The sequence below is a fragment of the Kitasatospora sp. NPDC050463 genome, from assembly GCF_040655255.1.
Classification (GTDB): domain Bacteria; phylum Actinomycetota; class Actinomycetes; order Streptomycetales; family Streptomycetaceae; genus Kitasatospora.
The window spans coordinates 135,569-155,598 of record NZ_JBFAJO010000003.1; the positions used below are offsets into that span (position 1 = coordinate 135,569).

General features: G+C 69.5%; 21 protein-coding genes and 1 tRNA gene. 11 read left to right on the plus strand and 11 right to left on the minus strand.

All coding sequences use genetic code 11. The features are described 5' to 3' along the window. Positions 1 to 2: 2 nt before the first annotated feature. The 9 genes from AB0J08_RS03430 (at position 3) to AB0J08_RS03470 (ending at position 7,629) form a co-directional block, all read left to right on the plus strand. Complete coding sequence (locus AB0J08_RS03430) at positions 3 to 800, plus strand: TauD/TfdA family dioxygenase (RefSeq protein ID WP_360626134.1); 798 nt, start codon at positions 3 to 5, stop codon at positions 798 to 800. Further along, positions 797 to 1,354, plus strand: coding sequence for a deoxycytidine deaminase (locus AB0J08_RS03435; RefSeq protein WP_360626137.1), 558 nt, complete (start codon positions 797 to 799; stop codon positions 1,352 to 1,354). The genes AB0J08_RS03430 and AB0J08_RS03435 overlap by 4 nt, the downstream gene beginning before the upstream one ends. Next, on the plus strand, positions 1,351 to 1,911 hold the full coding sequence (locus AB0J08_RS03440) for a dCTP deaminase (protein WP_360626140.1): 561 nt from the start codon (positions 1,351 to 1,353) through the stop codon (positions 1,909 to 1,911). The genes AB0J08_RS03435 and AB0J08_RS03440 overlap by 4 nt, the downstream gene beginning before the upstream one ends. Further along, a complete protein-coding gene (locus tag AB0J08_RS03445) occupies positions 1,895 to 2,593 on the plus strand; it encodes a PIG-L family deacetylase (RefSeq protein ID WP_360626143.1) in 699 nt (232 codons plus the stop codon). Before AB0J08_RS03440 ends, AB0J08_RS03445 begins: the two co-directional genes overlap by 17 nt. Then, on the plus strand, positions 2,590 to 3,336 hold the full coding sequence (locus AB0J08_RS03450) for a WbqC family protein (protein WP_360626146.1): 747 nt from the start codon (positions 2,590 to 2,592) through the stop codon (positions 3,334 to 3,336). Before AB0J08_RS03445 ends, AB0J08_RS03450 begins: the two co-directional genes overlap by 4 nt. Beyond that, positions 3,333 to 4,445 carry a glycosyltransferase family 4 protein gene (locus tag AB0J08_RS03455; protein ID WP_360626149.1) on the plus strand — a complete coding sequence of 371 codons (1,113 nt, stop codon included), beginning with the start codon at positions 3,333 to 3,335 and terminating at the stop codon, positions 4,443 to 4,445. The genes AB0J08_RS03450 and AB0J08_RS03455 overlap by 4 nt, the downstream gene beginning before the upstream one ends. Continuing rightward, complete coding sequence (locus AB0J08_RS03460) at positions 4,442 to 6,115, plus strand: aminoacyl--tRNA ligase-related protein (RefSeq protein WP_360626152.1); 1,674 nt, start codon at positions 4,442 to 4,444, stop codon at positions 6,113 to 6,115. Before AB0J08_RS03455 ends, AB0J08_RS03460 begins: the two co-directional genes overlap by 4 nt. Before the next feature lie 141 nt (positions 6,116 to 6,256). Further along, positions 6,257 to 6,330 (plus strand) — tRNA-Thr (locus tag AB0J08_RS03465). A gap of 204 nt (positions 6,331 to 6,534) precedes the next feature. Beyond that, positions 6,535 to 7,629 carry a UDP-N-acetylglucosamine--N-acetylmuramyl-(pentapeptide) pyrophosphoryl-undecaprenol N-acetylglucosamine transferase gene (locus tag AB0J08_RS03470; protein WP_360626155.1) on the plus strand — a complete coding sequence of 365 codons (1,095 nt, stop codon included), beginning with the start codon at positions 6,535 to 6,537 and terminating at the stop codon, positions 7,627 to 7,629. Positions 7,630 to 7,646: 17 nt separating this feature from the next. On the opposite strand, the gene AB0J08_RS03475 is transcribed toward AB0J08_RS03470, so the two are convergent. From AB0J08_RS03475 to AB0J08_RS03490, 4 genes are all read right to left on the minus strand, one after another. Further along, on the minus strand, positions 7,647 to 7,931 hold the full coding sequence (locus AB0J08_RS03475; RefSeq protein ID WP_360626158.1) for an HIT domain-containing protein: 285 nt from the start codon (positions 7,929 to 7,931) through the stop codon (positions 7,647 to 7,649). A gap of 333 nt (positions 7,932 to 8,264) precedes the next feature. Then, positions 8,265 to 9,212 carry an aminoglycoside phosphotransferase family protein gene (locus AB0J08_RS03480; protein WP_360626161.1) on the minus strand — a complete coding sequence of 316 codons (948 nt, stop codon included), beginning with the start codon at positions 9,210 to 9,212 and terminating at the stop codon, positions 8,265 to 8,267. A 166-nt stretch (positions 9,213 to 9,378) separates the two neighbouring features. Continuing rightward, complete coding sequence (locus AB0J08_RS03485; protein WP_360626164.1) at positions 9,379 to 9,897, minus strand: GNAT family N-acetyltransferase; 519 nt, start codon at positions 9,895 to 9,897, stop codon at positions 9,379 to 9,381. Between the two features lie 53 nt (positions 9,898 to 9,950). Continuing rightward, a complete protein-coding gene (locus tag AB0J08_RS03490) occupies positions 9,951 to 10,649 on the minus strand; it encodes a haloacid dehalogenase-like hydrolase (protein WP_360626167.1) in 699 nt (232 codons plus the stop codon). Between the two features lie 95 nt (positions 10,650 to 10,744). Between AB0J08_RS03490 and AB0J08_RS03495 the strand changes: the two genes are divergently transcribed. Then, positions 10,745 to 11,524 carry an XRE family transcriptional regulator gene (locus AB0J08_RS03495; protein WP_360626170.1) on the plus strand — a complete coding sequence of 260 codons (780 nt, stop codon included), beginning with the start codon at positions 10,745 to 10,747 and terminating at the stop codon, positions 11,522 to 11,524. Then, positions 11,508 to 11,981: an NUDIX domain-containing protein gene (locus tag AB0J08_RS03500; RefSeq protein ID WP_360626173.1), complete on the plus strand. Its 474-nt coding sequence runs from the start codon at positions 11,508 to 11,510 to the stop codon at positions 11,979 to 11,981. Before AB0J08_RS03495 ends, AB0J08_RS03500 begins: the two co-directional genes overlap by 17 nt. Here the strand turns inward: AB0J08_RS03500 and AB0J08_RS03505 are convergent. The 7 genes from AB0J08_RS03505 to AB0J08_RS03535 all read right to left on the minus strand — a co-directional run bounded on the left by AB0J08_RS03505 (position 11,969) and on the right by AB0J08_RS03535 (position 19,536). Further along, entirely contained in the window at positions 11,969 to 12,538 is a 570-nt protein-coding gene (locus AB0J08_RS03505) for an HD domain-containing protein (protein WP_360626176.1), read from the minus strand. The two genes, AB0J08_RS03500 and AB0J08_RS03505, sit on opposite strands and share 13 nt — an antisense overlap. Positions 12,539 to 12,687: 149 nt before the next feature. Next, complete coding sequence (gene serS / locus AB0J08_RS03510) at positions 12,688 to 13,974, minus strand: serine--tRNA ligase (RefSeq protein WP_360626179.1); 1,287 nt, start codon at positions 13,972 to 13,974, stop codon at positions 12,688 to 12,690. A 439-nt stretch (positions 13,975 to 14,413) separates the two neighbouring features. Then, the gene (locus AB0J08_RS03515) at positions 14,414 to 14,860 is read right to left on the minus strand and encodes an NUDIX hydrolase (RefSeq protein WP_360626182.1); all 447 of its coding nucleotides are present in this window, start codon (positions 14,858 to 14,860) and stop codon (positions 14,414 to 14,416) included. Between the two features lie 108 nt (positions 14,861 to 14,968). Continuing rightward, a complete protein-coding gene (locus tag AB0J08_RS03520; protein ID WP_327064142.1) occupies positions 14,969 to 15,775 on the minus strand; it encodes a hypothetical protein in 807 nt (268 codons plus the stop codon). Beyond that, a complete protein-coding gene (locus AB0J08_RS03525; protein ID WP_360626185.1) occupies positions 15,772 to 17,484 on the minus strand; it encodes a carbamoyltransferase C-terminal domain-containing protein in 1,713 nt (570 codons plus the stop codon). Before AB0J08_RS03525 ends, AB0J08_RS03520 begins: the two co-directional genes overlap by 4 nt. A gap of 118 nt (positions 17,485 to 17,602) precedes the next feature. Continuing rightward, positions 17,603 to 18,409 (minus strand): hypothetical protein, encoded by an 807-nt coding sequence (locus AB0J08_RS03530; RefSeq protein WP_350574713.1) that lies wholly within the window; start codon positions 18,407 to 18,409, stop codon positions 17,603 to 17,605. After that, positions 18,406 to 19,536, minus strand: a complete 1,131-nt coding sequence (locus AB0J08_RS03535) for a radical SAM protein (RefSeq protein WP_350574711.1) — start codon at positions 19,534 to 19,536, stop codon at positions 18,406 to 18,408. Before AB0J08_RS03535 ends, AB0J08_RS03530 begins: the two co-directional genes overlap by 4 nt. Between the last annotated feature and the right edge of the window lie 494 nt (positions 19,537 to 20,030).

Sequence of the window (20,030 nt, forward strand, 5' to 3'; positions counted from 1 at the left end):
CCATGCAGTCGCTGCCCGCATCCGAGTTCCTCGACGGCCCTGTCGCACCGCACGGCTTCGCCGAGCACATCACCGGCGAGGGCGACGGGCGCGCCCTGGTCGCCTTCGACCCCGTCGATCACCGCCTGAACCAGGAACTCGCGCTCTCCCTCCTGTCCGCGCTCGGTCCCGTGCTGGCCGTCTACCCGGCCGACGGCTGCTGGAGCAGCCTCAAGGTCCGCACCGAGGCCGACCCGGGCCGCACCCACGGCACCGGGGAGAACCGGTTGCACGTCGACCTGGTCGACCGCGACCTCATCCCGCGCTACATCGCGCTGTACTGCGAGCGAGACGACCCGGCGGGCGGCGGGGCCTCGGCCCTGGCCGACCTGTGGGGCGCCGCCGCCGAACTCGGCGACGCCGAACGGGCGCTGCTCCAGCAGCCGGTGTTCCGGTACTGGACCGACGAGGGTGTGCACGGCGTCGGCCAGGGACTGGAGCGCTTCGCGGTCTTGCCCGAGCAGCTGGAGCCGGGCCTGCCGATCCGGTTCACCAGCAAGATGCACCCGCACCTGCTGCGCGGCGAGCTCGTCGACGGCACCGACGCCGTCCGGCAGGAGGCGGCGACCGCGTTCGGCGCCCTCGCCGACGCCGCGCTGCGCCACCGCGCCGAGATCAGGCTCCGCCCCGGGCAGCTGCTGGTCTTCGACCAGCTGCGCTGGGCCCACGGCCGGATGCCGCTCGGCGAGGGCCAGGAGACGATCGAGCCCGGACAGCGGCGGCTGCTGCGGCAGACCTACGTGCAGGGCGGCACCCGGTGATCCTCACCGGCCCCGCGATCCGCGAGGCGGTTGCGGCCGGCCACATCACCATCGACCCGTACCTGCCGCAGCAGTCGAACCCCAACAGCCACGGCTACCGGCTCGGGCCCACCCTCAAGGTGTTCACCCGCACCCCCGTCGACCCGCACACCAGCCCGCCCACCCGGACGATCACGATCCCGCGCCGCGGCTACCGGCTGCGGCCCGGCCGGGTCTACCTCGGTTCGACCGTGGAGCGCATCGGCTCCGACCGCTACGTCACCAGCCTGATCGGCCGCTCCTCCGTCGGCCGCCTCGGCCTGTTCACCCAGATCAGCGCCGACCTCGCCCAGCTCGGCGCGGTCCACTGCTGGACGCTGGAGATCGTCGTCACCCAGCCGCTTCGGGTGTACCCCGACATGGTGATCGGCCAGGTGTCCTTCTGGCACGCGGTCGGCGACCGCATGCCGTATGCCGGGTACTACGGCACCCTCAGCGACCCCTCCCCGTTCGCTCCCCACGCCCTGGCCGGCGGCGACGCCGTCGGCCCCTCTGCGGAGGTGACCGCCGCGTGATCCTCACCGGCCCCCAGATCAAGGACGAAGCCGAGGCGGGGCGGATCACCATCACCCCGTTCGACGCCTCGCTCCTGAGCCCCAACTCCTATGACTTCCACCTCAGTTCGGACATCGGCTGGTACGCGCGGCGCTGGTGGGGAGGGCGCACCCTCGACTGCCGCCGGCCCAACCGGTTCGTACGCTCCACCATCCCCGAGGAGGGCATGGTCCTGCGCCCCGGCCGGATCTACCTCGCCTCCACCGCCGAGGAGATCGGCTCCGAGCACTTCGTGCCGATCATCCGGGCCCGCTCCTCCACCGCCCGCACCGGCCTGTTCGTCCACTGCACCGCCGACCTGATCGACCTCGGGTCGCTCGGTCGCCTGACCCTGCAGTTCCACGCCGTGCAGCCGGTCCGGGTCTACCCCGGCCAGCGCATCGGCCAGGCGACTTTCTGGGTGCCCACCGGCCGCCGGGAGCTGTACTCCGGCAAGTACCAGGGCAGCACCCTGCCGGAGCCCTCGCAGATCTGGCGCGACTTCCGAGAGGAGGACGCCCGTGGCGCCGCCGCGTGAACACGTCGTCGCGGTGGTCGCGCACCCCGACGACGCCGAGCTGATGTGCTACGGCACCCTGCACCGCTACCTGGAGCACGGCGCGACGGTCACCGTCGTCGTCGTCACCACCGGGGTCAACGGCGTCGCCCTCGCCGACCGCAACCGCGGCGTCAGCCTCAGCGACCGGGAGCGGGAGGCCGAATCGGCGGCCTCCTACGAGGGCAGCGGGATCGACCTGCTGCCCCTGGGCTTCACCGACGGCGCCCTGGTGCCCGACCGCCAGCTGGTCTCCAGCATCGAGGCGGAACTCGTGCGCCTGGGCTGCACCGTCCTGATCACCCACAGCCTGCACGCCGGCCCCGACCACCAGGACCACCTCGCCGTCGCCCAGGCCGCCGTCAACGCCGCGACCCGCGTCGCCACCTGCACCACGATCCTGCACGGCCAACCCCACGCCCCCCGGGGCGACTTCCACCCCACCGTGCTGGTGGACATCACCGACCTGCTCCCCGACAAGGTCAAGGCCCTCGCCGCGCACCAGAGCCAGGCCGGCCGCTGGTACCTCAGCGAGGACTTCACCCACCACCGAGCCGCCGAGGCCGGCTGGAGCCTCGCCCCGGTCCCGGCCGCCGCCGGCCGCCGCTTCGAGGCGTTCGAGACGTCCCTGATCACCCTGCTCGTCCCCGAGGGGGACCGATGAACCACCGGCTCTACATCGAGCAGCCGCCGTTCGCGCCGTGGCTCGGCTTCTGCGAGGCCCTGTTCGCGTGCCGGACCGTCGCCCTGTACGACAACGTGCAGTTCGAGGACGGCGGCTTCCAGAACCGCAACCGGATCAAGACCCCCGACGGCGTCCGGTGGCTGACCGTCCCGGTGGTCAAGAACCACGGCCAGCTGATCAAGGACGTGCGGATCGCCGACACCTTCGACCCGCAGGGCATGCTCCACCGGATGCGGCTGGCCTACGGCCGCAGCCGCCACCTCGACGAAGTGTTGCAAATACTCGCCCCGCCGCTCGCCGCCGGGCACCGGTGGCTGCTCGACCTCAACCTCGAGCTGACCACCGGCCTCGCGGTCGCCCTCGGCGCGCCCGCCGACCTCACCCTCACCTCCCGGCTCCCGATCGACCCGGAGGCCGACCGCACCGGCCGGATCGTCCGGATCTGCCGCGCGGCCGGGGCCGACGAGCTATGGGCCGGCTCCGGAACCCGCGGCTACCTCGACCCGGCCGACCTCGCCGCCGACGGCATCGCCGTCACCTGGAACGAGTACCTGCCCCGGCACCCCGCCTACGAGCAGGCGTGGCCGCAGCAGGGGTTCGCGCCGAACCTGTCCGTCCTCGATGTGGCCAGCGCGATCGGCTGGGCCGGAACCTCCGCCCTGCTGCGCTCCAGCCTCGCCACCTACCTCGACTCCCTCCAGCAGGAAGGACAGCCCGCATGACCAGGGTGCACATCACCACCGGCATCGACCTGCCCCTGGAGCCCTCCTGCGGCTCCATGATCTTCTGCTCCGACCTGTACCGGGAGTTGGCCGACCGCGCCCGCACGACGTTCCTCGCGCTCCCGCCCACCGACCCCACCTGGCAGCACGGCTTCGAGGAGACCGTGCTCGCCAACGCCACCAAGGCCCCCTACGGCCCCGGCTTCGGCGCCTACGTCGACGCCCTGACCACCGAGGTCCGCCGGCACCTGGACCAGGCCCGCCCCGACGTCATCCACGCTCAGCACCTCGGCTTCGGGCTCGCCCTCGCCTTCGTCCGCGCCGCCCAGGGCACGCCCGTCGTCGCCATCGCCCACGGCACCGACGTCATCGCCGCCGCCTCCGACCCGCTCGCCCGCGACGTCCTCACCGAGATCGTCGCGGGCGCGACCACCGTCGTCGCCCCGAACACCGCCCTCGCCGAGAAGATCGGCGAACTGACCGGCCACCGCTACCGCGAGAAGACGGCTCTCGTCCCCTGGGGCATCCCCCTCGCCCGCGCCGCCCGGCCCCTGCACCCCACCCACACCCACACCCTGCGGCTACTGCACGCCGGCCGCCTGGACGCCAACAAGTCCACGGCCACCGCGATCGAGGCGATGGCGCTCACCGGCGAGCGGCACGAACTCACCGTCATCGGCAGCGGCCCCGAGCGGGACGCCCTCCAGCAGCTCACCCGGGAACTCGGCCTGAGCGACCGCATCCGCTTCGCACCGTTCCAGGCCCGCCAGGCACTGTGGGAGCGCTTCGCGGACTTCGACGCCTTCCTCTTCACCACCAGCGGTCTGGAAGCGTTCGGCCTGGTCGCCATCGAGGCCCAGGCCCACGCACTGCCCGTCGTCTACTCCGACGTCGCAGGCATGAACCAGACCCTCGGCGCCGCCGGCCTGCCCTACGCCCCCGGCGACGCCGCCCAGCTCGCCGAGGCGATCGACAAGCTCGCCGCCGACCACGCGCTGCGCACCGGCCTGAGCACAGCGGGACTGGCTAACGCCTCCTGCTACGACATCGCCCACAGCGCCCAACGGCTCACCACCGTCACCCGCGACGCGATCGGAGCCGCCGCGTGAGCCCCTCCGCCCCGGCCCCGATCTACGCCTCCCGGCTGTTCCCCGTGCCCCGCCCCCGCGCTACCGACCCCACCGCCCCGACGTGGGAGCTGCTCGAACACCTCGGCCTCGTCGGCCGCACCGACGCCGCCGGCGTACACACCCTGCTCCCGCTCGGCCTGCGCGTACGCGACCAGCTCGACCGGATCACCCGCGACGCCTTCGAGCACCACGGCTTCAACAGCGTCTCCCTGCCCACCCTCCAGAGCCGGACCCTGTGGGAGGAGTCCGGCCGGTGGAAGGTCTACACCGACGAGGGCGCGCTGATCACCACCCGCGTCGGCGGCACCGACATGTGCCTCGCGCCGACCTCCGAGGAGATGGCCGTCGCCACCGTCCGGCCCCACCTCCGCTCCCACCGCGACCTGCCGGTGCGCCTGGCCCTCAACACCACGAAGTTCCGCGACGAGACCTCCCCCCGCGGCGGGCTCATGCGCGGACGCGAGTTCACCATGGCCGACGCCTACACCTTCGACGCCGATCGGGCGGGCATGCTGGAGTCGATCAGCCTGCTCAACCGGGCCTGCAACGACGCCCTCACCGGCATCGGCCTGCAGGGCGTCTTCCAAGCCCCGGCCGACGGCGGGGCCATCTCCGCCGGCCCGACCACCGAGCACCTCGTCCTCGCCGACTTCGGTCAGAGCAGCATCCTCGCCTGCGACCACTGCGGCCACCGCGGCGACGGCGCCATCCTCAGCGCCACGTTCCCCGAGACCTCCACCCCCGGCGAACCCGTCGTCAACGTGATCGTCTTCGCCGTCACCGGCCCGGACGGCACCACCAGGCCCACCGCGGTCTGCATCCGCTCCGACCTCACCATCAGCACCCGCAAGCTCGCCGCCGCCCTCAGACCCGGCCAGCACATCGAACTCCTCAACCCCGAGGAGCTGCCCGGCCTGCTCGGCAAGAGCGCAGGCACCCTCACTCCCTGGGACTGCACCGGGATCGACGTCGTCCACGACCGCTCCGTCAGCGGCCTCGACCGCTTCACCATCGCCGATGGCCCCGACGACCTGCGCACCGGCGCATCGTGGTCCGGGGCCGCCGGCCTGCCCCCGCTCGACCTCCACCCCGCCGACGTCCATGCCGCCGCCGACGGCCTCGACTGCGGACGATGCCCCGCCGGCCGCTACCGCGCCACCGAGGCTGTCGAGGTGGCGCACGTCTTCGAACTCGGCACCCAGTACTCCGCCAAGATGGGCCTGACCTTCACCGGCGACGACGGCACCCCGCGCACCCCCCTCATGGGCTGCTCCGGCATCGGTCTCACTCGCTGCATCCAGACCCTGGCCGGCGTCCACCGCGACGCCGATGGCCTGCGCTGGATGCACGGCACCGGACCTGCCGACGTCCACCTGGTCGTCCTGCGCTCCGACCTGACCGAGCAGCAGGAGCGCACCGACCGCACCATCCAGCAGCTCCACCGCCTCGGACTGCGGCTCCTCGTCGACGACCGCCCCCTGCCCGCCGGGGAGAAGTTCCGGTACGCCCAGGCGCTCGGCGTGCCCACCGCCCTCGTGCTCTCCCCCCGGCACGCCGAGGGCGAGCTGGAGACGGTGGACCGCTGGACCGGGCGCAACAGCCCCATCTCGGCCGACAACCTCCACACCCTGCAGAGGACCAGCCCCTGACCTGACGACCGCCCACTGCAATTCCGGCATCGGACGAGGAAAGGTCCGATGTCGGAATTGCCGCGCCCGAATTCAATTCCCCGACCGGCGAAATTCGGCATTGACCTGCGGCACGCCAATGCGATAGCTTTCTTTTCACCACGGGCTGGAGCTCAACGGAAGAGCACGGCATAAGTGTTGCCGAGGAGCTGGTTCGAATCCAGCCAGCCCGACCACTGCACACCCGTACCTTCGACGCCCGGACGGCGCCGCGAACCGCTTGAACCGAGGGCCGAGCCACCCAGTGCGCCGGGCGGGCGCCACCCGCGCCCCGCCGCCGATCACGCTCCGGCGCCGGGCCGGAAATTCGGCCAGAAATACAGAAACCAGGATTTCTGGGCCGGGTGGAATTCCCCTCGAAGCCTGTTACGCTTCACGGCGTGAAGCTGAAGATTGGAATCACCGGGGGCGCGAGCGCCGGCCATGTCGTTCCCGCTCTCGCGGTGGCCGCCGAGCTGCGGCGCGCAGAATGCGAGCTGGTCTATTTCGGCCGCGCCGACAGCATCGAAGCAGACCTTGCGGCGAAGGCCGGGATCCGGCTCGCGGCCGTCCCCTCCGCCGGGCTGCAGCGCTTCCGCTCCTGGAGCAACGTCACCATGCCGGTGACCGTCGCCCGCGGGGTGTTCGCGGCCTGGCGGGCGATGCGGCGCGAGCGGCCCGACGTCGTCTTCAGCAAGGGCAGCTACGTGTCGGTGCCGGTCGGGGTCGCCGCGTGGCTCAACCGCGTCCCCCTGGCCATCCACGAGTCGGATCACACCCTCGGCCTGGCGAACCGGATCCTCGCCCGCTTCGCCACCACGGTCTTCCTCGCCGAGGACACACCCGGTCTGCCCAGGTGGCTCCAGCGCAAGTCGGTGGTCACGGGGCTTCCCCTGCGCGACGACCTCGCCGATGGCCGGCCCGAGGACCTCCGCGTCCGGCTCAGCATCCCGGCCGGCCCCCCGGTCCTGCTCGTCTTCTGCGGGAGCAGCGGATCGCAGCGCGTCAACGAGGCGCTCCGTCGCCAAATCTCCGGCCTCACCCGGCACTTCTCCGTGGTCCACATCTGCGGTCGAGGCAACCTCGACCCGGCCCTGTCCTCGGTCACCGGCTACTGGCAGCTGGAGTACCTGCACGACGACATGGTGGACGCCCTCTGGCTCGCCGACCTCGTCATCGGCCGGGCCGGTGCCACCACGCTCGCCGAACTGGAGGCGCTGTCCAAGCCCGCCGTGCTGGTCCCGCTGCCGGCCTCCGTCAGCCGCGGCGACCAGCTCGATAACGCACAGGCGTACGCGCAGCACGCCACCTGCGTCGTCGTGGCCGACGAGGAGATGGCCGGCGGGGAGCCCCTCCTGCACGCCTGCGAGCAGTTGCTGCCCGCACTGGGTGGCGCTCGGCGCCACTCAGACCCCGATGCCGTCCACCGCACCGCGAGGACCATCGCGACCAGGACGATCGGCCTCGCGCGCCGGCGACGCCGTCACGCCCACTGACCTGTCGGCGGGCTGCCTCAGGCCAGGCCCTCCGGCAGCCCGCCGCGGAACAGCACGTGCCAGTGCATGTGCTTCGATTCCTGGTACGCGCCCTCGTTCGTCACGACGCACGCCGCGCCGTGCTCCGCCCGCACCTTCGCCGCGACCTTCCGAACCACCCGGAGCACGTCCGCGAGCTCCTCTTCGGTGCCGTCGCCGAGGTCCACCAGCGACGGGATGTGCCGCTTCGGGACGACCACGATGTGCACCGGGTAGCTCGGCCTGGTGTGCTCGAACGCGAGCACCGTGTCAGTGTCCTCCACCACCTTCACTGGCGTTCGACCGTTCAACGCCTCGTTGCAGTAGAAGTCCGAGACCGTTGTCGGCGCGGTCGGAGTCGTCACAGTGCACCTGTCCCTATGGCTCTGCGGTGGCAGCTCGGCCAGGGAAGTGCCGGAGGTCGCCGCAGTCGTTAAAGTTGACCAACCAGCGGCCCAGGGTACCGCGCAACCTGACGTGTATTCACCTCTGCCGAATGCCATGACAATCGGAATATTTCAGCGGCGCGAGCCTGCGCGCGGTGCCGCCATACCGCGCGGTCGTGTTCATGTTCCAGTGCTGCTGGCGCTGCCACGCCACGCTCCCTGGCGATGCCCTCAGTCCCTCCAATCAGTCTGGGAGTTGAGGACATCGGCTGCCCACTGGTAGTGGCCGGTCTCGCGGATGTGCAGGTCCTGCTTCGGGTAGAGGTCGCATGAGAGCAGGGCGATCAGCTGGAGGTAGTCGGCCAACTGATCGCGCCGGTCGGCGGTGAGGCCCGCGGCAGCTGTAGTCAGCAGGCGGTTGCGGACGGCCAGGCGGTCAGAGTCGTACATCCGGTAGTAGGCGCAAGCGCCGGCAACGTCGTAGAGCGGGTCACCGAGGAGGGTGAAGGTCCCAAAGTCGATCACCGCGCTGACCTTGCCGTCTGTGGTGACGAGCATGTTGTCGGGGTAGAGGTCGCCGTGGATGACGCTCTCGGGTCCGGCATACGGGCGGGCGAGTCGCGCGATGAGCCGATCGATGATGCTGTCGACGGCGGGGACGTCGCAACGCAGGTCGGCGAAGACCTGCGGGAGCTTGTGGTCGAGGAGGCGGCCCAGGAAAGCGTTCCAGTCCTCGTCCTGGTGGGTGGGGGCGGGATCGAGGAGCATGCGCCGCCCGAGCGGGGCGGTGAGCCGGAGGCCAGTGAAGTCCTGGACGGCCGTGAGGTAGGTGCGTTCGGTGGCGGGGTCGGTGAGGTCGAGTGCGCTGCTCATCGGGATGCCAGGCAGGCGTGTCTCGGTAACGGCCAGAAGGGAGCCGTGCTGATCGATGGTGCGGATTTCGGGCAGCGCGCAGGAGACGCTGGCGCGGTCGAAGCGCTGGTAGAGGTCGGCGATGGCTTCCAGCGATCCGCGTTGGCCGGGGTCGGCGTAGATCTTGAGGACCTGGTCGTCGCCGAGGGCGTAGACGCGGGCCTCGGTGCCGACTGCAATCAGGTCTTCGGGATTGGCGCCGTAGGCGGCGATGAGTTCGGTCTCGGCGTTGGCAGCGATGCTGCTGACATTGCGGCGGTTGACCACGGGTTGGCTCCTGGCGACGATGATGCTCGATCAAGCCGGACAGGTCCGCTAGCAAGCGGAGGCTAGCGGACCTGGCCTGCGGGCGCCTCGCCGCCGGCATCGGCCAGGTGAGGCGAGCACACCGGTGCCGGCAACGCTCGGCGTCCACTACCTGCGGTGTGACAACTCACCTCGATCGTAGGTCGAGTGTGTACCGCAGCTCGGGAATGGTGAAGCCCCTGATCGTTTCTTCGCGGGTGATGCCGTCGGTACACCAGCCGTGCCGTTCGTAGAGTCTGCGCGCGCGGGCGTTGGCGGTGAGCACCCACAGCGTCGCCTTGTCGAACCCGTCGCGGTGCAGGACGTCGTGAGCTGCTCGGACGAGATTGGATGCCAGGCCGTTCCCCCATTGTTGCGGTGCCACGTTCAGCGCCCAGAGTTCTCCCGCGCCATCCGCGTCCGCGTCGCGGCCAGGACCAACGTGAGCGAAGCCCAGTGGAGCTCCGCTCACCTCAGCGACCAAGATCTTCTCTCTCGGGTCACGGTCCCTACTCAAGGTCAGTTGCCACGTTGCCGTGCGACGCTCCAGCGTCGTCGCGTCGAGCAGGCCCTGCGGCATGAGGCCGGCGTACCCGACCAGCCAAGCATCAAGGTGCACTCGGGCCAGCGCTGGACCGTCGCCGGCGACCGCATCTCGGATCAGCATGTTGAAGTCCTTCCGGTCTGTAACCCGCCCCTCGGCGAGGCGGGTAACAGGAATCAGCGGCGTCCAGCTGCCATCAGGTGAAGATGATCGATCACCGAGTCCGTGTCCGTCAGGTCAGCCAGGACCACGTGGGCGCCAGCGTCTCGTAGCTGGTCGGCGCTGTGCACGCCCGTGGCGACAGCGATGATCTCCGAATCGTTCGCCAGTGCGGCCTCCACGTCGCGGGGAGTGTCGCCGACCAGCACGACGGGGGTTGACACGGGAAGCCCACATGCCTGGCTCACCCGGAGCCGAGCCACCGGGACGAGAGCCTGCCGCTCCACATCGTCGGCTCCGTAGGCACCCACTCCCAGGTCCACAAGGCCATCAAGGTCGAATGCCGACAACTTCGTTCTGGCGTTCTCGGCGATGTTCCCCGTCAGCACGGAACTGATCAGCCACCCCTCACGCTGGACCGACTCCAGCGTCTCTCTCACGCCTGGCAGGACGCACCCTCGGCGGCGCAGCTCGGCCGTCAGCTGACGCCCGGCCGTTTCAAGGGCACCATTCACCACTGGCCATTCCGGCACTGCCAGGCCGTGCAGGAGGAACATCTCGCGCATGATCAGGCGGTCGGTCCGGCCGTCTGTCGCTGCCGGCGCCACGGGTGGGTGCCCCGCGATGGACGAGAACGCGCTGGCATAGATCTCTTTGCTCACGCCCCCGTTGTCGATGAGGGTGTGATCGATGTCCCACAAGACGATGAGCGCCATTGGGTCAGCGTAGGCAGCACGTCGGGCAATCGTCGGCCGCGTCGCGTCCCAAGACGTCCTTGCGAGTCCCGGCGGGGTCCGGTTGGATATCGGCTGTGAACGAGCGATTGCGCTCCGCACTCGCCCAACGCGGCGTGCCCCCCGCGGCACTCGCTACGGTCTGCGAGGTGGACCCCAAGACCGTGATCCGCTGGTTAGGCGGTCGCGTACCCCATGCTCGCCACCGGTGGGCTGTTGCCCATCACCTCCAGGTGGACGAGACCTTCCTCTGGCCGGAGCCCCATCCCCGAGCCGCGCAGGTCGCCGGTCCCGGCGCCGGCGCCGGCCTCGTGGCCACCTACCCAGACCGTGCCAGCGTTCCGCGGGAGTTGTGGCTCTCCCTGCTGCTGGAAGCTGAGCAGGGCATCGACGTGCTGGTGTTCTCGGGGACGTTCTTCGCCCAGTCGAACCCGCGCATCGCCACGATGCTGGCGCAGCGCGCGGCGGCCGGAGTGAAGGTCCGGCTGTGCTTCGGCGACCCGCACGGTCGCGCGGTGGCGATCCGCGGACGTGAGGAGGGCATCGGCGATGCCCTCGCAGCGAAGATCGGCGCCTCGCTGACCTACTACCGGCCGTTGCTGGGCACGTCCGGCTGCGAGATCCGCCTTCACGACACCACGTTGTACAACTCATTGTTCCGCTACGACGACGACCTGCTGGTAAACCCGCATGTCTGGGGCCGACCAGCGTCCGCCAACCCGCTGCTGCACCTTCAGAAGGACGGCGAGTTGGGCTGGTTCGACGGCTACGCTCAGAGCTTCGACGCGGTCTGGGGCTCCGCCCGGCCGTGGACCAACGACACGGAGGGGAGCCAGTCTCATGGCCGGCAGGACTGAGTACTACGGCGATCCGGACGCACCGGCGGCGAACTCGCTGGTCCCTGCGAGCAACCTGCTCGTGCAGAACGAAGCCGGCGAGATCCTGCTGCAGCGCCGCCGCGACACCGGGCAGTGGGCGCTGCCCGGCGGGAAGCAGGATATCGGCGAGTCCGCCGCCGATTGCGCGGTGCGCGAGTGCGAGGAGGAGACCGGGATCAAGGCGGAGATCACCGGTCTGCTTGGGGTCTACTCCAACCCGGAGCACATCGTCGTCTACAGCAGCAACGGCGAAGCCCGCCAGCAGTTCGAGGTGGCATACATCGGCCGCCCGATCGGCGGTACCCCGACGATCAACGAAGAGGCCGACGGTGTGCGCTGGGTGCGGCCGGTCGACCTGGACGAGTACGACATCCACCCGAGCATGCGTCAGCAGATCGGCCACTTCCTCAGTGGCCGGTACCCCTACCTCGGCTGACTCGCGACGGCGAGCCGGTGTTCGGTGCGGGCCACCGCCGCCTCGAGCTCCGGCTGCGCACGCTGGATGAACCGTCCCACCAGCGTGCCGACTCCGTACCGGTTTACGATCTCCGCGACCCGGTCACGGGCGCTGGTCGGCCCTCCGTCGGGAGTGGTGGTCATGTCGCAGAAGATCAGGGCGTCCACCAGCACCTGGTCATCGAGCATCGGGAACTCGTCCTCCAGCGTCTCGCGCAGCCCGCGCTCCTCAGCTTCCAGCAGGGCGATCGAGTGGTTGGCCACCAGTCGCACGAGACGCGCGTCCGCGCCGTGCTCGTCCCGCAGGAATCGGGCGCCGTCGAGGGGATGAAAGCCCGTCAACGCCAGGCGGGGTGCGTAGCCGACATCGTGGAGCACCGCGGCTGCGACCAGCAGGCCATCATCCGGCCCGGCGACTGCGGCCAGCTGTTCGGCTTGGCGTGCAACCCCCTGGGAGTGCAACCACCGCCTCGGCAGGGTGTCCGCCAGCTCCTGCTCGGCGATCCGCCGCGCCCACTGTGGCAAGGTCTCCGTCACGGTGTCAGCCTCCCCGCCTGTCGCCTGGTGCATGCGTTGCTGCAGGAGGGCACGCACTGTCTGGGTCACCGCCGTAGCGATGGCCCAGGCAGCGGGCGCTCCTGCATGGCAGGCCCGGATGCGCTGTTCCGGGCCTGCCGGCGGTACGACTACCTCGTTGCTGCCGGGGTCAAGGATTTGCAGCCGAGCCAGCGCTGCAGCACCGGAGGAACCGCGACGGTGCCGTCCGGCTGCTGGTGCTGTTCCAGCAGAGCCGGCACCAGGCGGCTGGTCGCCAGCCCGGAGCCGTTGAGGGTGTGCACGTAGCCGGGCTTTCCTGTTGCGGGGCGGTAGCGGATGTTGCCGCGCCGGGCCTGGTAGTCCCGGGCGTTCGATACCGAGCTCACCTCGACGTAGCCGTCGATGCTGGGCAGCCAGACCTCGACGTCGAAGGTCTTGGCCATCGAGGCGCTGGTGTCCTCGGCGGCCAGCCGGGTGATTCGGTGGTGCAGGCCGAGTGCCTCGACCAAGTTGGCTGCCTTGGTAAGGAGTTCCTCGTGGGCGGCGTCGGAGGCGTTGGGGTGAGCGAACTGGAACATCTCGACCTTGTTGAACTGGTGGCCGCGAAGGGTTCCACGGTCGGCGGCGCGGTAGCTGCCGGCCTCGCGCCGGTAGCAGGGCGAGTAGGCGACGTACTTGCGCGGAAGTTCGTCCTCCGTCAGGACCTCGTCCCGGTGGAGGTTGACCAGGGCGGTCTCCGAGGTCGGCAGCAGGAACCGCTGCGGCCCGGCCGGACCCTGTTCGAGCGCGAATACGTCCTCGGCGAACTTGGGGAACTGTCCTGCGGCGTAGCCAGCCTGATAGGTCAGCAGGTGCGGCGGCAGGATCAGCTCGTAACCGTCCTGGACGTGGGTCTCGATGAAGAAGTTGAGCAGCGCCCATTCGAGGAGGGCGCCGTTGCCGCGGTAGACCCAGTTGCCGGTGCCGCCGAGCTTGACCCCGCGCTCGTAGTCGATCAGCCCCAGCCGGCGGGCCAGATCGACGTGATTGTGCGGCTCGAAGTCGAAGGCCGGCCGGGTGCCGTGCTCGCGGACGACCTGGTTCTGCTCCTTGCCGCCGGTCGGCACGTCCTCGTCGGGCAGGTTGGGCAGTTGGTCGAGGAATGCCTGGCGCTCGCCGGCCAGGGCGGTGAGCTGCTCTTCGAGTGCGGCAAGGCGGGTACCGAGTTCGGTTGCCTCGGTGCGCTTGGCGACGGCGGCCGGGTCCGCCGGGTCGAGCCGCGCGATCTCGCGAGAGATCTGCTTGCGCTCGGCGCGTAGCGTCTCGACCTCGGTCGTGCCATGCCTGTACTTCTCGTCCAGGGCGAGGAAGGCGGTGAGGTCGATGTGAACGGCTCGCTTCGCCAGCGCGCGCTCGACGCGCTGGGGGTGCTCACGGATCACGGTGATGTCTAGCATTTCGGGTCCCATCGATCAGTCGGAGTCCGACGTGATCCCTTGGGGGCGTGGGCGAGAAGGGAACTCGCGGTGCCACCACGCCTTCGCCGTCATCCGGAGATGACGGCCTCGACAGCTCGATAACGGGAGCGAACCGGCGGGGCATTGGGCCGCAATCGGCCGTTCCTCCCCGCACTCGGGAGGGGATTCACCCCAGGACGCGAGACTGCCTTCCCAGCTGCCGGCAGCTCTCTCGGCTCGCGTGCCCTGCGGCTACTTGTCTCCGTCAGCGCGTTGCCCAGAGGATAGAACGCCCAGGGCGCCACGAGCAACGCAGAATCGCCGTCCAGATTCGGCCGATCACCCTGAGTGACGTCTCGGTTGTGGGTACGGGTCAGTGCACTGCCGGCTCAGCGGCCTCCGTGCCACGGTTCTCGTGAGGGCCCGCCGTTGAACCTGATCAGCGCTGCTCGGCCAGCGCGATCAGTCCGCGCACTGCGTCCGAGACGTTCGGCGGCAGGGCGTTCGGCCTGGCCCAGATGAAGTCGTCGTGCTCGCTCAGGATGATGGGCTCGGTGCTCGGCGCGGTGGCGGTGAAGGCGTACTGCCGGCCTCGCTGCCCCTTGCGGTTGGTGTAGTCGACGGAGCCGAGGTAGCCCGTGATCGTCACCGCCAGGCCGCACTCCTCCAGGGTCTCCCGCAGAGCGGCCTCCTCCACGCTTTCACCGGGTTCCACGCCTCCGGACGGAAGCTCGTACTGGCCCGCCATGCAGTCGCCCTGCTTCCGTCGAAGGAGCAGGATCCGGCCGCGGTCGCGGACCAGGCATCCGGCGCCGAAGCGCTCGATGCCGTCACGAGCAGCGTCCTCCACGGGGGCAAGGACGGACGGCGGGATGTTGCGGCACATGCGCTGCCCCTCAGGTCCGGACCGCTCAGGGTGAGCTGGGCCGTTACGTGCTGATGGTCATTCTCGTGCCGAGCCTGGGGCCGGGATCGTTGCAGGCCACCTGTCCGTCTACGGCGTGTCGCGGTGATCCGCCCATCGGCTGGCAGCATGGGCGGCCCGGACGCGGTAGTCGTACAGCGCACCGGGCGGGTAGTGGTCGATGCGGCTGCTCCAGTAGGTCGCCAGGATCCGGGCGACGGTCGTGACGGCCTCGCGCGGCGCCGCGTTGAAGGCCGGGACGGTCTCGACGAGTGCCTCGGCGCCGCGGGGGCTGTGCCCGGCCACGATGAAGTGCGGCACCATGAACGCGGTCACCAACCAGCCCGCCCCCAGGCGGCTGGAGCCCCAGTCGATCACGTGGACCTCGCTGTTGATGATCAGGTTGTCCGGCCGCGGGGAGCAGTGGAGCAACGTGCCACCGGCAAGAAGTTCCGCCGGCGCTGTCCGGTAGGCACGGTGGTCGCTGATCGCAGCGGCACCGGCGAACGGGCTCGGGGTCAGGAGGTCGATCAGCGTGGTGATCTTCTCCAGGACCATGGGGATGTCCGGTGAGCGCGGGCTCAGATCGGGGTGGCGCCCGTCGACGTGCTCGAAGATGAGGGCGAGCCAGCCGTCCACGGTGTCGGTCCACAGCAACCTGGGCCCGAGGCCGGTTGGCAGGACAGAGTTGATCCCGGCTTCCAGCTGGTGGTCCTTCGACCGCGGGTGGCCGACGGCTATCGCCTTGAGGAAGACGCGTCGGTGGGCCAGGGTGAGGGCGGCGCTGATGCCGGGGGTGTGGCCTCCTGGGCGCTCCTCGAAGTGGAGGACTGGGCCGAACTCTCGTTCCACCGCTATGCGTAAGGGGGTGGGGATGATGCCGCCGGGGTGGTTCAACGGGTGGTCTCCTCGATGACGTACGGGCCGGCCACGAGCGCGTCCAGGCCGCAGCGCAGGAAGGTGCTGACCGCATCGCTCGGGGTGCAGACGATCGGCTCGTCCGCGCCGTTGAACGAGGTGTTCAGCACGACGGGTAGACCCGAAAGCTCGTGGTAGGCGTCAATGACATTCCACAGCAGCGGGTTTGTGTCCCGGTGTACGGTCTGGACGCGGGCTGAGCCGTCCACGTGGACCACGGCTGGAATGCGATCCCGCTGTTGCTGGTGCACCGTGCCGGTGGCGAGCATGTACGGGTAGACGAGTGCGCCGGCGGACGGCAGGGCGAAGAAGTCGTCGGCGTGCTCTGCCAGTACGGCCGGCGCGAACGGGCGAAACGCCTCTCGTTGTTTGATCATGGCGTTGATCCGGGAAGCGGTCGTGGCGTGCTGGGGGGAGGCGAGGATGCTGCGGGCTCCCAGCGCCCGCGGTCCGAACTCCATGCGGTCCTGGAACCAGCCGATCACCTTCTCTTCCCTCAGTAGCCGGGCGGCTTCCCGGTGCGGCTCGGCCGTGTGCCGCACCCGGTACCGGTAGGAAGGGATGCCGCTCAGGGCGGAGCGGATGGTCTCCTCGTCGTAGGAGGGGCCGAGGAAGGCGTGTCGAAGCGGGCGCCGGACTGGGCTGGCCGCAGTGGCCAGCGCCGCGCCGATGGAGGTGCCGGCGTCGCCTGCTGCGGGCTGGATGAAGATCCGGTCGAACCGACCCGAGGCGATCACCGTGGCGTTGGCGACGCAGTTGAGTGCGACGCCGCCGGCCAGGCAGAGCGATCGTCGCGGTACAAGGCGCTGGGCGAAGGCGAGGTAGGAGCCGACCAGCTGCTCCAGGAGGTGCTGGAGGGCGCGGGCGATGCCGCGGTGCCGATCGGTGATCGCGTCCTCGGGCCGCCGGGGCGGCCCGAGGAGTTCGACCAGAGCAGGGCTGAACAGGTTGCGCTGGGCGCTGGGCCGGCGGTGGTGGTCGAAGTAGCGCAGGTTCAGATGCAGTCGGCCGGTGCGCTGGTCGAACCAGGCGAGGCGCCTGATCCGGTCGAAGTACTGGGGGCCTCCGTAGGCTGCCAGGCCCATCACCTTGTACTCGTCGCTCTGCGGCCGGAAGCCGAGGTACCGGGTCAGGGCGCTGTACAGGTATCCGAACGAGTGCGGGTAGACGATGTGATGGCGCCTCGTCATCCGGCCGCCGGTGCCGTCGTAGATCGCGGCGGTCTCGTACTCGCCGCGGCCGTCGAGGGTGACGACCACGGCGTCGTCGAAGGGGGAGGTCAGGTAAGCGCTGGCGGCGTGCGCCCGGTGGTGCGGCACGGGTATGAGCGGCAGGTTGCCCGGTAAGAGGCCGCTGCGGCGAACCATGTGGGGCAGTCTGCGCCGGGTACGGTACTTGTCCAGGTCGGACAGCAGCGAGCCAATCGACGCCGGTGTGCCGTAGTGCAGGTTCGACGGCGCCAGGAGAAGGTGGAGTTTCGGGTCGACGAACAGCGCTGCTTGGTCGAGGTCCTGCGGGTGGACGCCGGCCAGGTTCAGGCAGGCCCGGATCGCCTGCTCGGGGAACACCTTCGTGTTCTTGATCCTATTCAGGCGCTCCTCTTCGACGGCGGCGACCACCGTCCCGTTGTGAACGATGGCCGCCGCCGCGTCGTGGGTACCGAAGTTCAGCCCCAGGGTGAGAGTCAACAGCGCCTGCCGATCCGTTCGCGGCCTCCCATGCACGGGCGCAGGGCTCTGAAGGCGAGGGTCACGCTGTCGGCCTGGACGTGGCTCTCGGGGGCCGTTCGTGGCAAGGCGAGGTCCATCACAGGAGGGCCTCCTTGAGTCCAGTGCGGGGACCGGAGGGCCTTGAGCGTTGCGAGTTCCGGACGGTGTCGAGCACTTCGTTGACGTGCTTCGGTGAGGACATGGTGATGGCGATGGTCTTCACGCGCGGATCACGTAGCGCCCATGTGAGAGGACGGAGTCTGGTGCTGGCGCTGCGGGCGAGCGGGTCGATCAGGGCGCCGCGGTTGAGCGGCGACATCCCGACGAAGCTGCGGCCGGCCTGCGAGATCTGGGCCAGGTGGGAAATCGGCCAGGGTGAGGCGAGGTGGTACTGGGCGGCGACGGCCGTGATCGACTCCTCGCGAAGCGCGGCACAGACCGCGGCCGGGCCGTGGCAGTAGGCGTAGACCGCGCTGATCCGCCCGGAAGCGAACGCGACCCGGGAGCCATGCCGGTAGAAATCCCTCAACGCCTTGTGGTCGTTGAGAAGTTCGGCCCGCTCGGTGCGCTTGAGGTCAACCTGGAGTACTACCGCGTCGATCCGGGCGATGCCCAGCTGGCCGGTGGACATCTCGATGGCCGTATTGATGCGCGCCTCGAGATCCCCCCGCAGCGGGCACTCCGCCTTGACCAGGTGGCGGAGCCCGGCAACGGGGCCGACCTCGTCCAGCACCTCCCGCACCGCCCACTGCGTGCCGAGGTGCGGGTTGGAGTGGATCGTGCGGACCCCAGCCTTCAGCGCGGTACGCAGCGCTTCCAGTCCGGGCCGGGAGTCCTTGCCGGGCAGCAGACGGCCGGCGACGAACGTCGAGGTGCCGAAGCACAGGCGCTCTAGGCCCGTCACATCTCGCCCCGTGCTTCCAGCGCCTCGCGGGTCAAGATGGTGCGGAAGTGCGCGATCGACTTCTGTTCGCCGACGACCTTGTCGAACCGCAGCTCGCCGAGCTGGTCGCGGTAGTGCTTGCGGTTCGGGTTGTCGATGTCGAACTGCTCGCTGTCGCGGTAGCCGGTCAGCCGCTTGAACGTCTCACGCTTCTCGTCCAGGGACATCCCCCAGAGGACCGGGGGGTTCTTCTGGCTGATGCAGACCGTCGTCATCCCGTTCGGGCTGATCCGCAGCTTCCAGCAGCCGCCGCACGGGTAGTCCCAGGAGAACATCGCGAGCACCGCGACCTTCACCCCGGTGTCGCCGATCTCGTAGTAGTTGTAGCTCGGGTTGTCGCCCTCGATCGACTCCCGCCGCACCGACCGCAGCTCACCCGCTTTTGCGAGCGCTTCGAGGATTGCCTGCTCCTCCACGAACTGGTTCTTCCAGAATGCCTCGCCCTCAGCGCCGAGTTGGGCGGGGTTCGAGGGGAAGAACTGGTTCAGCTTGATCGCCAGCTGGCCCGCTCCTCCGCTGTTGTTCAGCTGACGGGCGTAGTCGATGAAGGCGGGCAGCTCGTGGAGGGTGTCGCGCATCGTCACGCACGAGATCTTCGTCAGGGTCGGCAGCAGCTCGACCGAACGCTCGATGCTGCGCAGGGTGTCACTGTGAAAGCCGCGGCGGGTGATCAGCAGATTGCGCTGCTCGTCCAGGGTGTCGATGCTGACGATCGCCCGGGTCAGGCCGGCGTCGACCGCCTCCTCGATGAAGTGGTGCAGGCGGTAGCCGTTGGTCGTGACGATCTGCTGGTCGTAGCCGATCTCCTTGCCGGCGCGCAACAGATCCACGAAGTCGCGCCTCACGGTCGGCTCTCCACCGGTGTAGTGGACCCGCCGGAAGCCGATGTCGTAGCCGGCCTGCAGGACCTCGATCGCCTCCTCCAACGAAGGCTGAACGATGACTCCCTGCTTCCCTTCCGGCAGGCAGTACTGGCAGCGGATATTGCAGCGGGACGTGATGCCGAACCGGAGGTTCCATTTGCGCATGCCGGGCGAGTACCGGTTGTCCATCACCTTCAGGGATGTCTGCCTGGCTTCGTGCTTCACGGGCACCTGCCTTTCAGGGGAATAAGTTCCAGGAAGAGAGCTGCGCGAATTGAGCCGGTTCCAGAAGTGGGCGCTGTTCTTCAGGCTGCGAGCACCTTGCGCCGCCAGAATGGAGAATTCGCCCGATTCTGGCGGGTCTACTGGGTGCCTTCCAACCACGTTTCGGGACGTTCTGGGAACGTCCCGAGACGTATCCGGTGGGGGTTACCTGGCTCCCGCGCGGATCGCAGCGCGGAGCCGCGTCTCACCGCACGGCTAGCGACGGCGGGACCCGGATCGGGGTCTACCGAGGGAGGTGAATGCTGGTCGTCCCGCCTATTGCTACGAGCCACCAGGGCGCGATGACGTTACGCCCATAGGCCCAACTGGCATTCACGAAGACAGCGAGTTCGACACCGACATAGGCCAGGCTCTGGCCTCCGTGCCAGCGTTACGCGCGGTGTCTGGCTATTCGCCGACGGCACCGGCCTGCCGAGAAGAGCACGCTGCCAATC

What these genes read in the sequence shown, in the direction of transcription:
- AB0J08_RS03430 (WP_360626134.1), top strand. Translation starts at nt 3, where the DNA reads ATGCAGTCGCTGCCCGCATCCGAGTTCCTCGACGGCCCTGTCGCACCG.
- AB0J08_RS03450 (WP_360626146.1), top strand. Translation starts at nt 2,590, where the DNA reads ATGAACCACCGGCTCTACATCGAGCAGCCGCCGTTCGCGCCGTGGCTC.
- AB0J08_RS03490 (WP_360626167.1), bottom strand. Translation starts at nt 10,649, where the DNA reads ATGGCGCTCATCGTCTTGTGGGACATCGATCACACCCTCATCGACAAC.
- serS (WP_360626179.1), bottom strand. Translation starts at nt 13,974, where the DNA reads ATGCTAGACATCACCGTGATCCGTGAGCACCCCCAGCGCGTCGAGCGC.
- AB0J08_RS03485 (WP_360626164.1), bottom strand. Translation starts at nt 9,897, where the DNA reads ATGCTGATCCGAGATGCGGTCGCCGGCGACGGTCCAGCGCTGGCCCGA.
- AB0J08_RS03515 (WP_360626182.1), bottom strand. Translation starts at nt 14,860, where the DNA reads ATGTGCCGCAACATCCCGCCGTCCGTCCTTGCCCCCGTGGAGGACGCT.
- AB0J08_RS03455 (WP_360626149.1), top strand. Translation starts at nt 3,333, where the DNA reads ATGACCAGGGTGCACATCACCACCGGCATCGACCTGCCCCTGGAGCCC.
- AB0J08_RS03500 (WP_360626173.1), top strand. Translation starts at nt 11,508, where the DNA reads ATGGCCGGCAGGACTGAGTACTACGGCGATCCGGACGCACCGGCGGCG.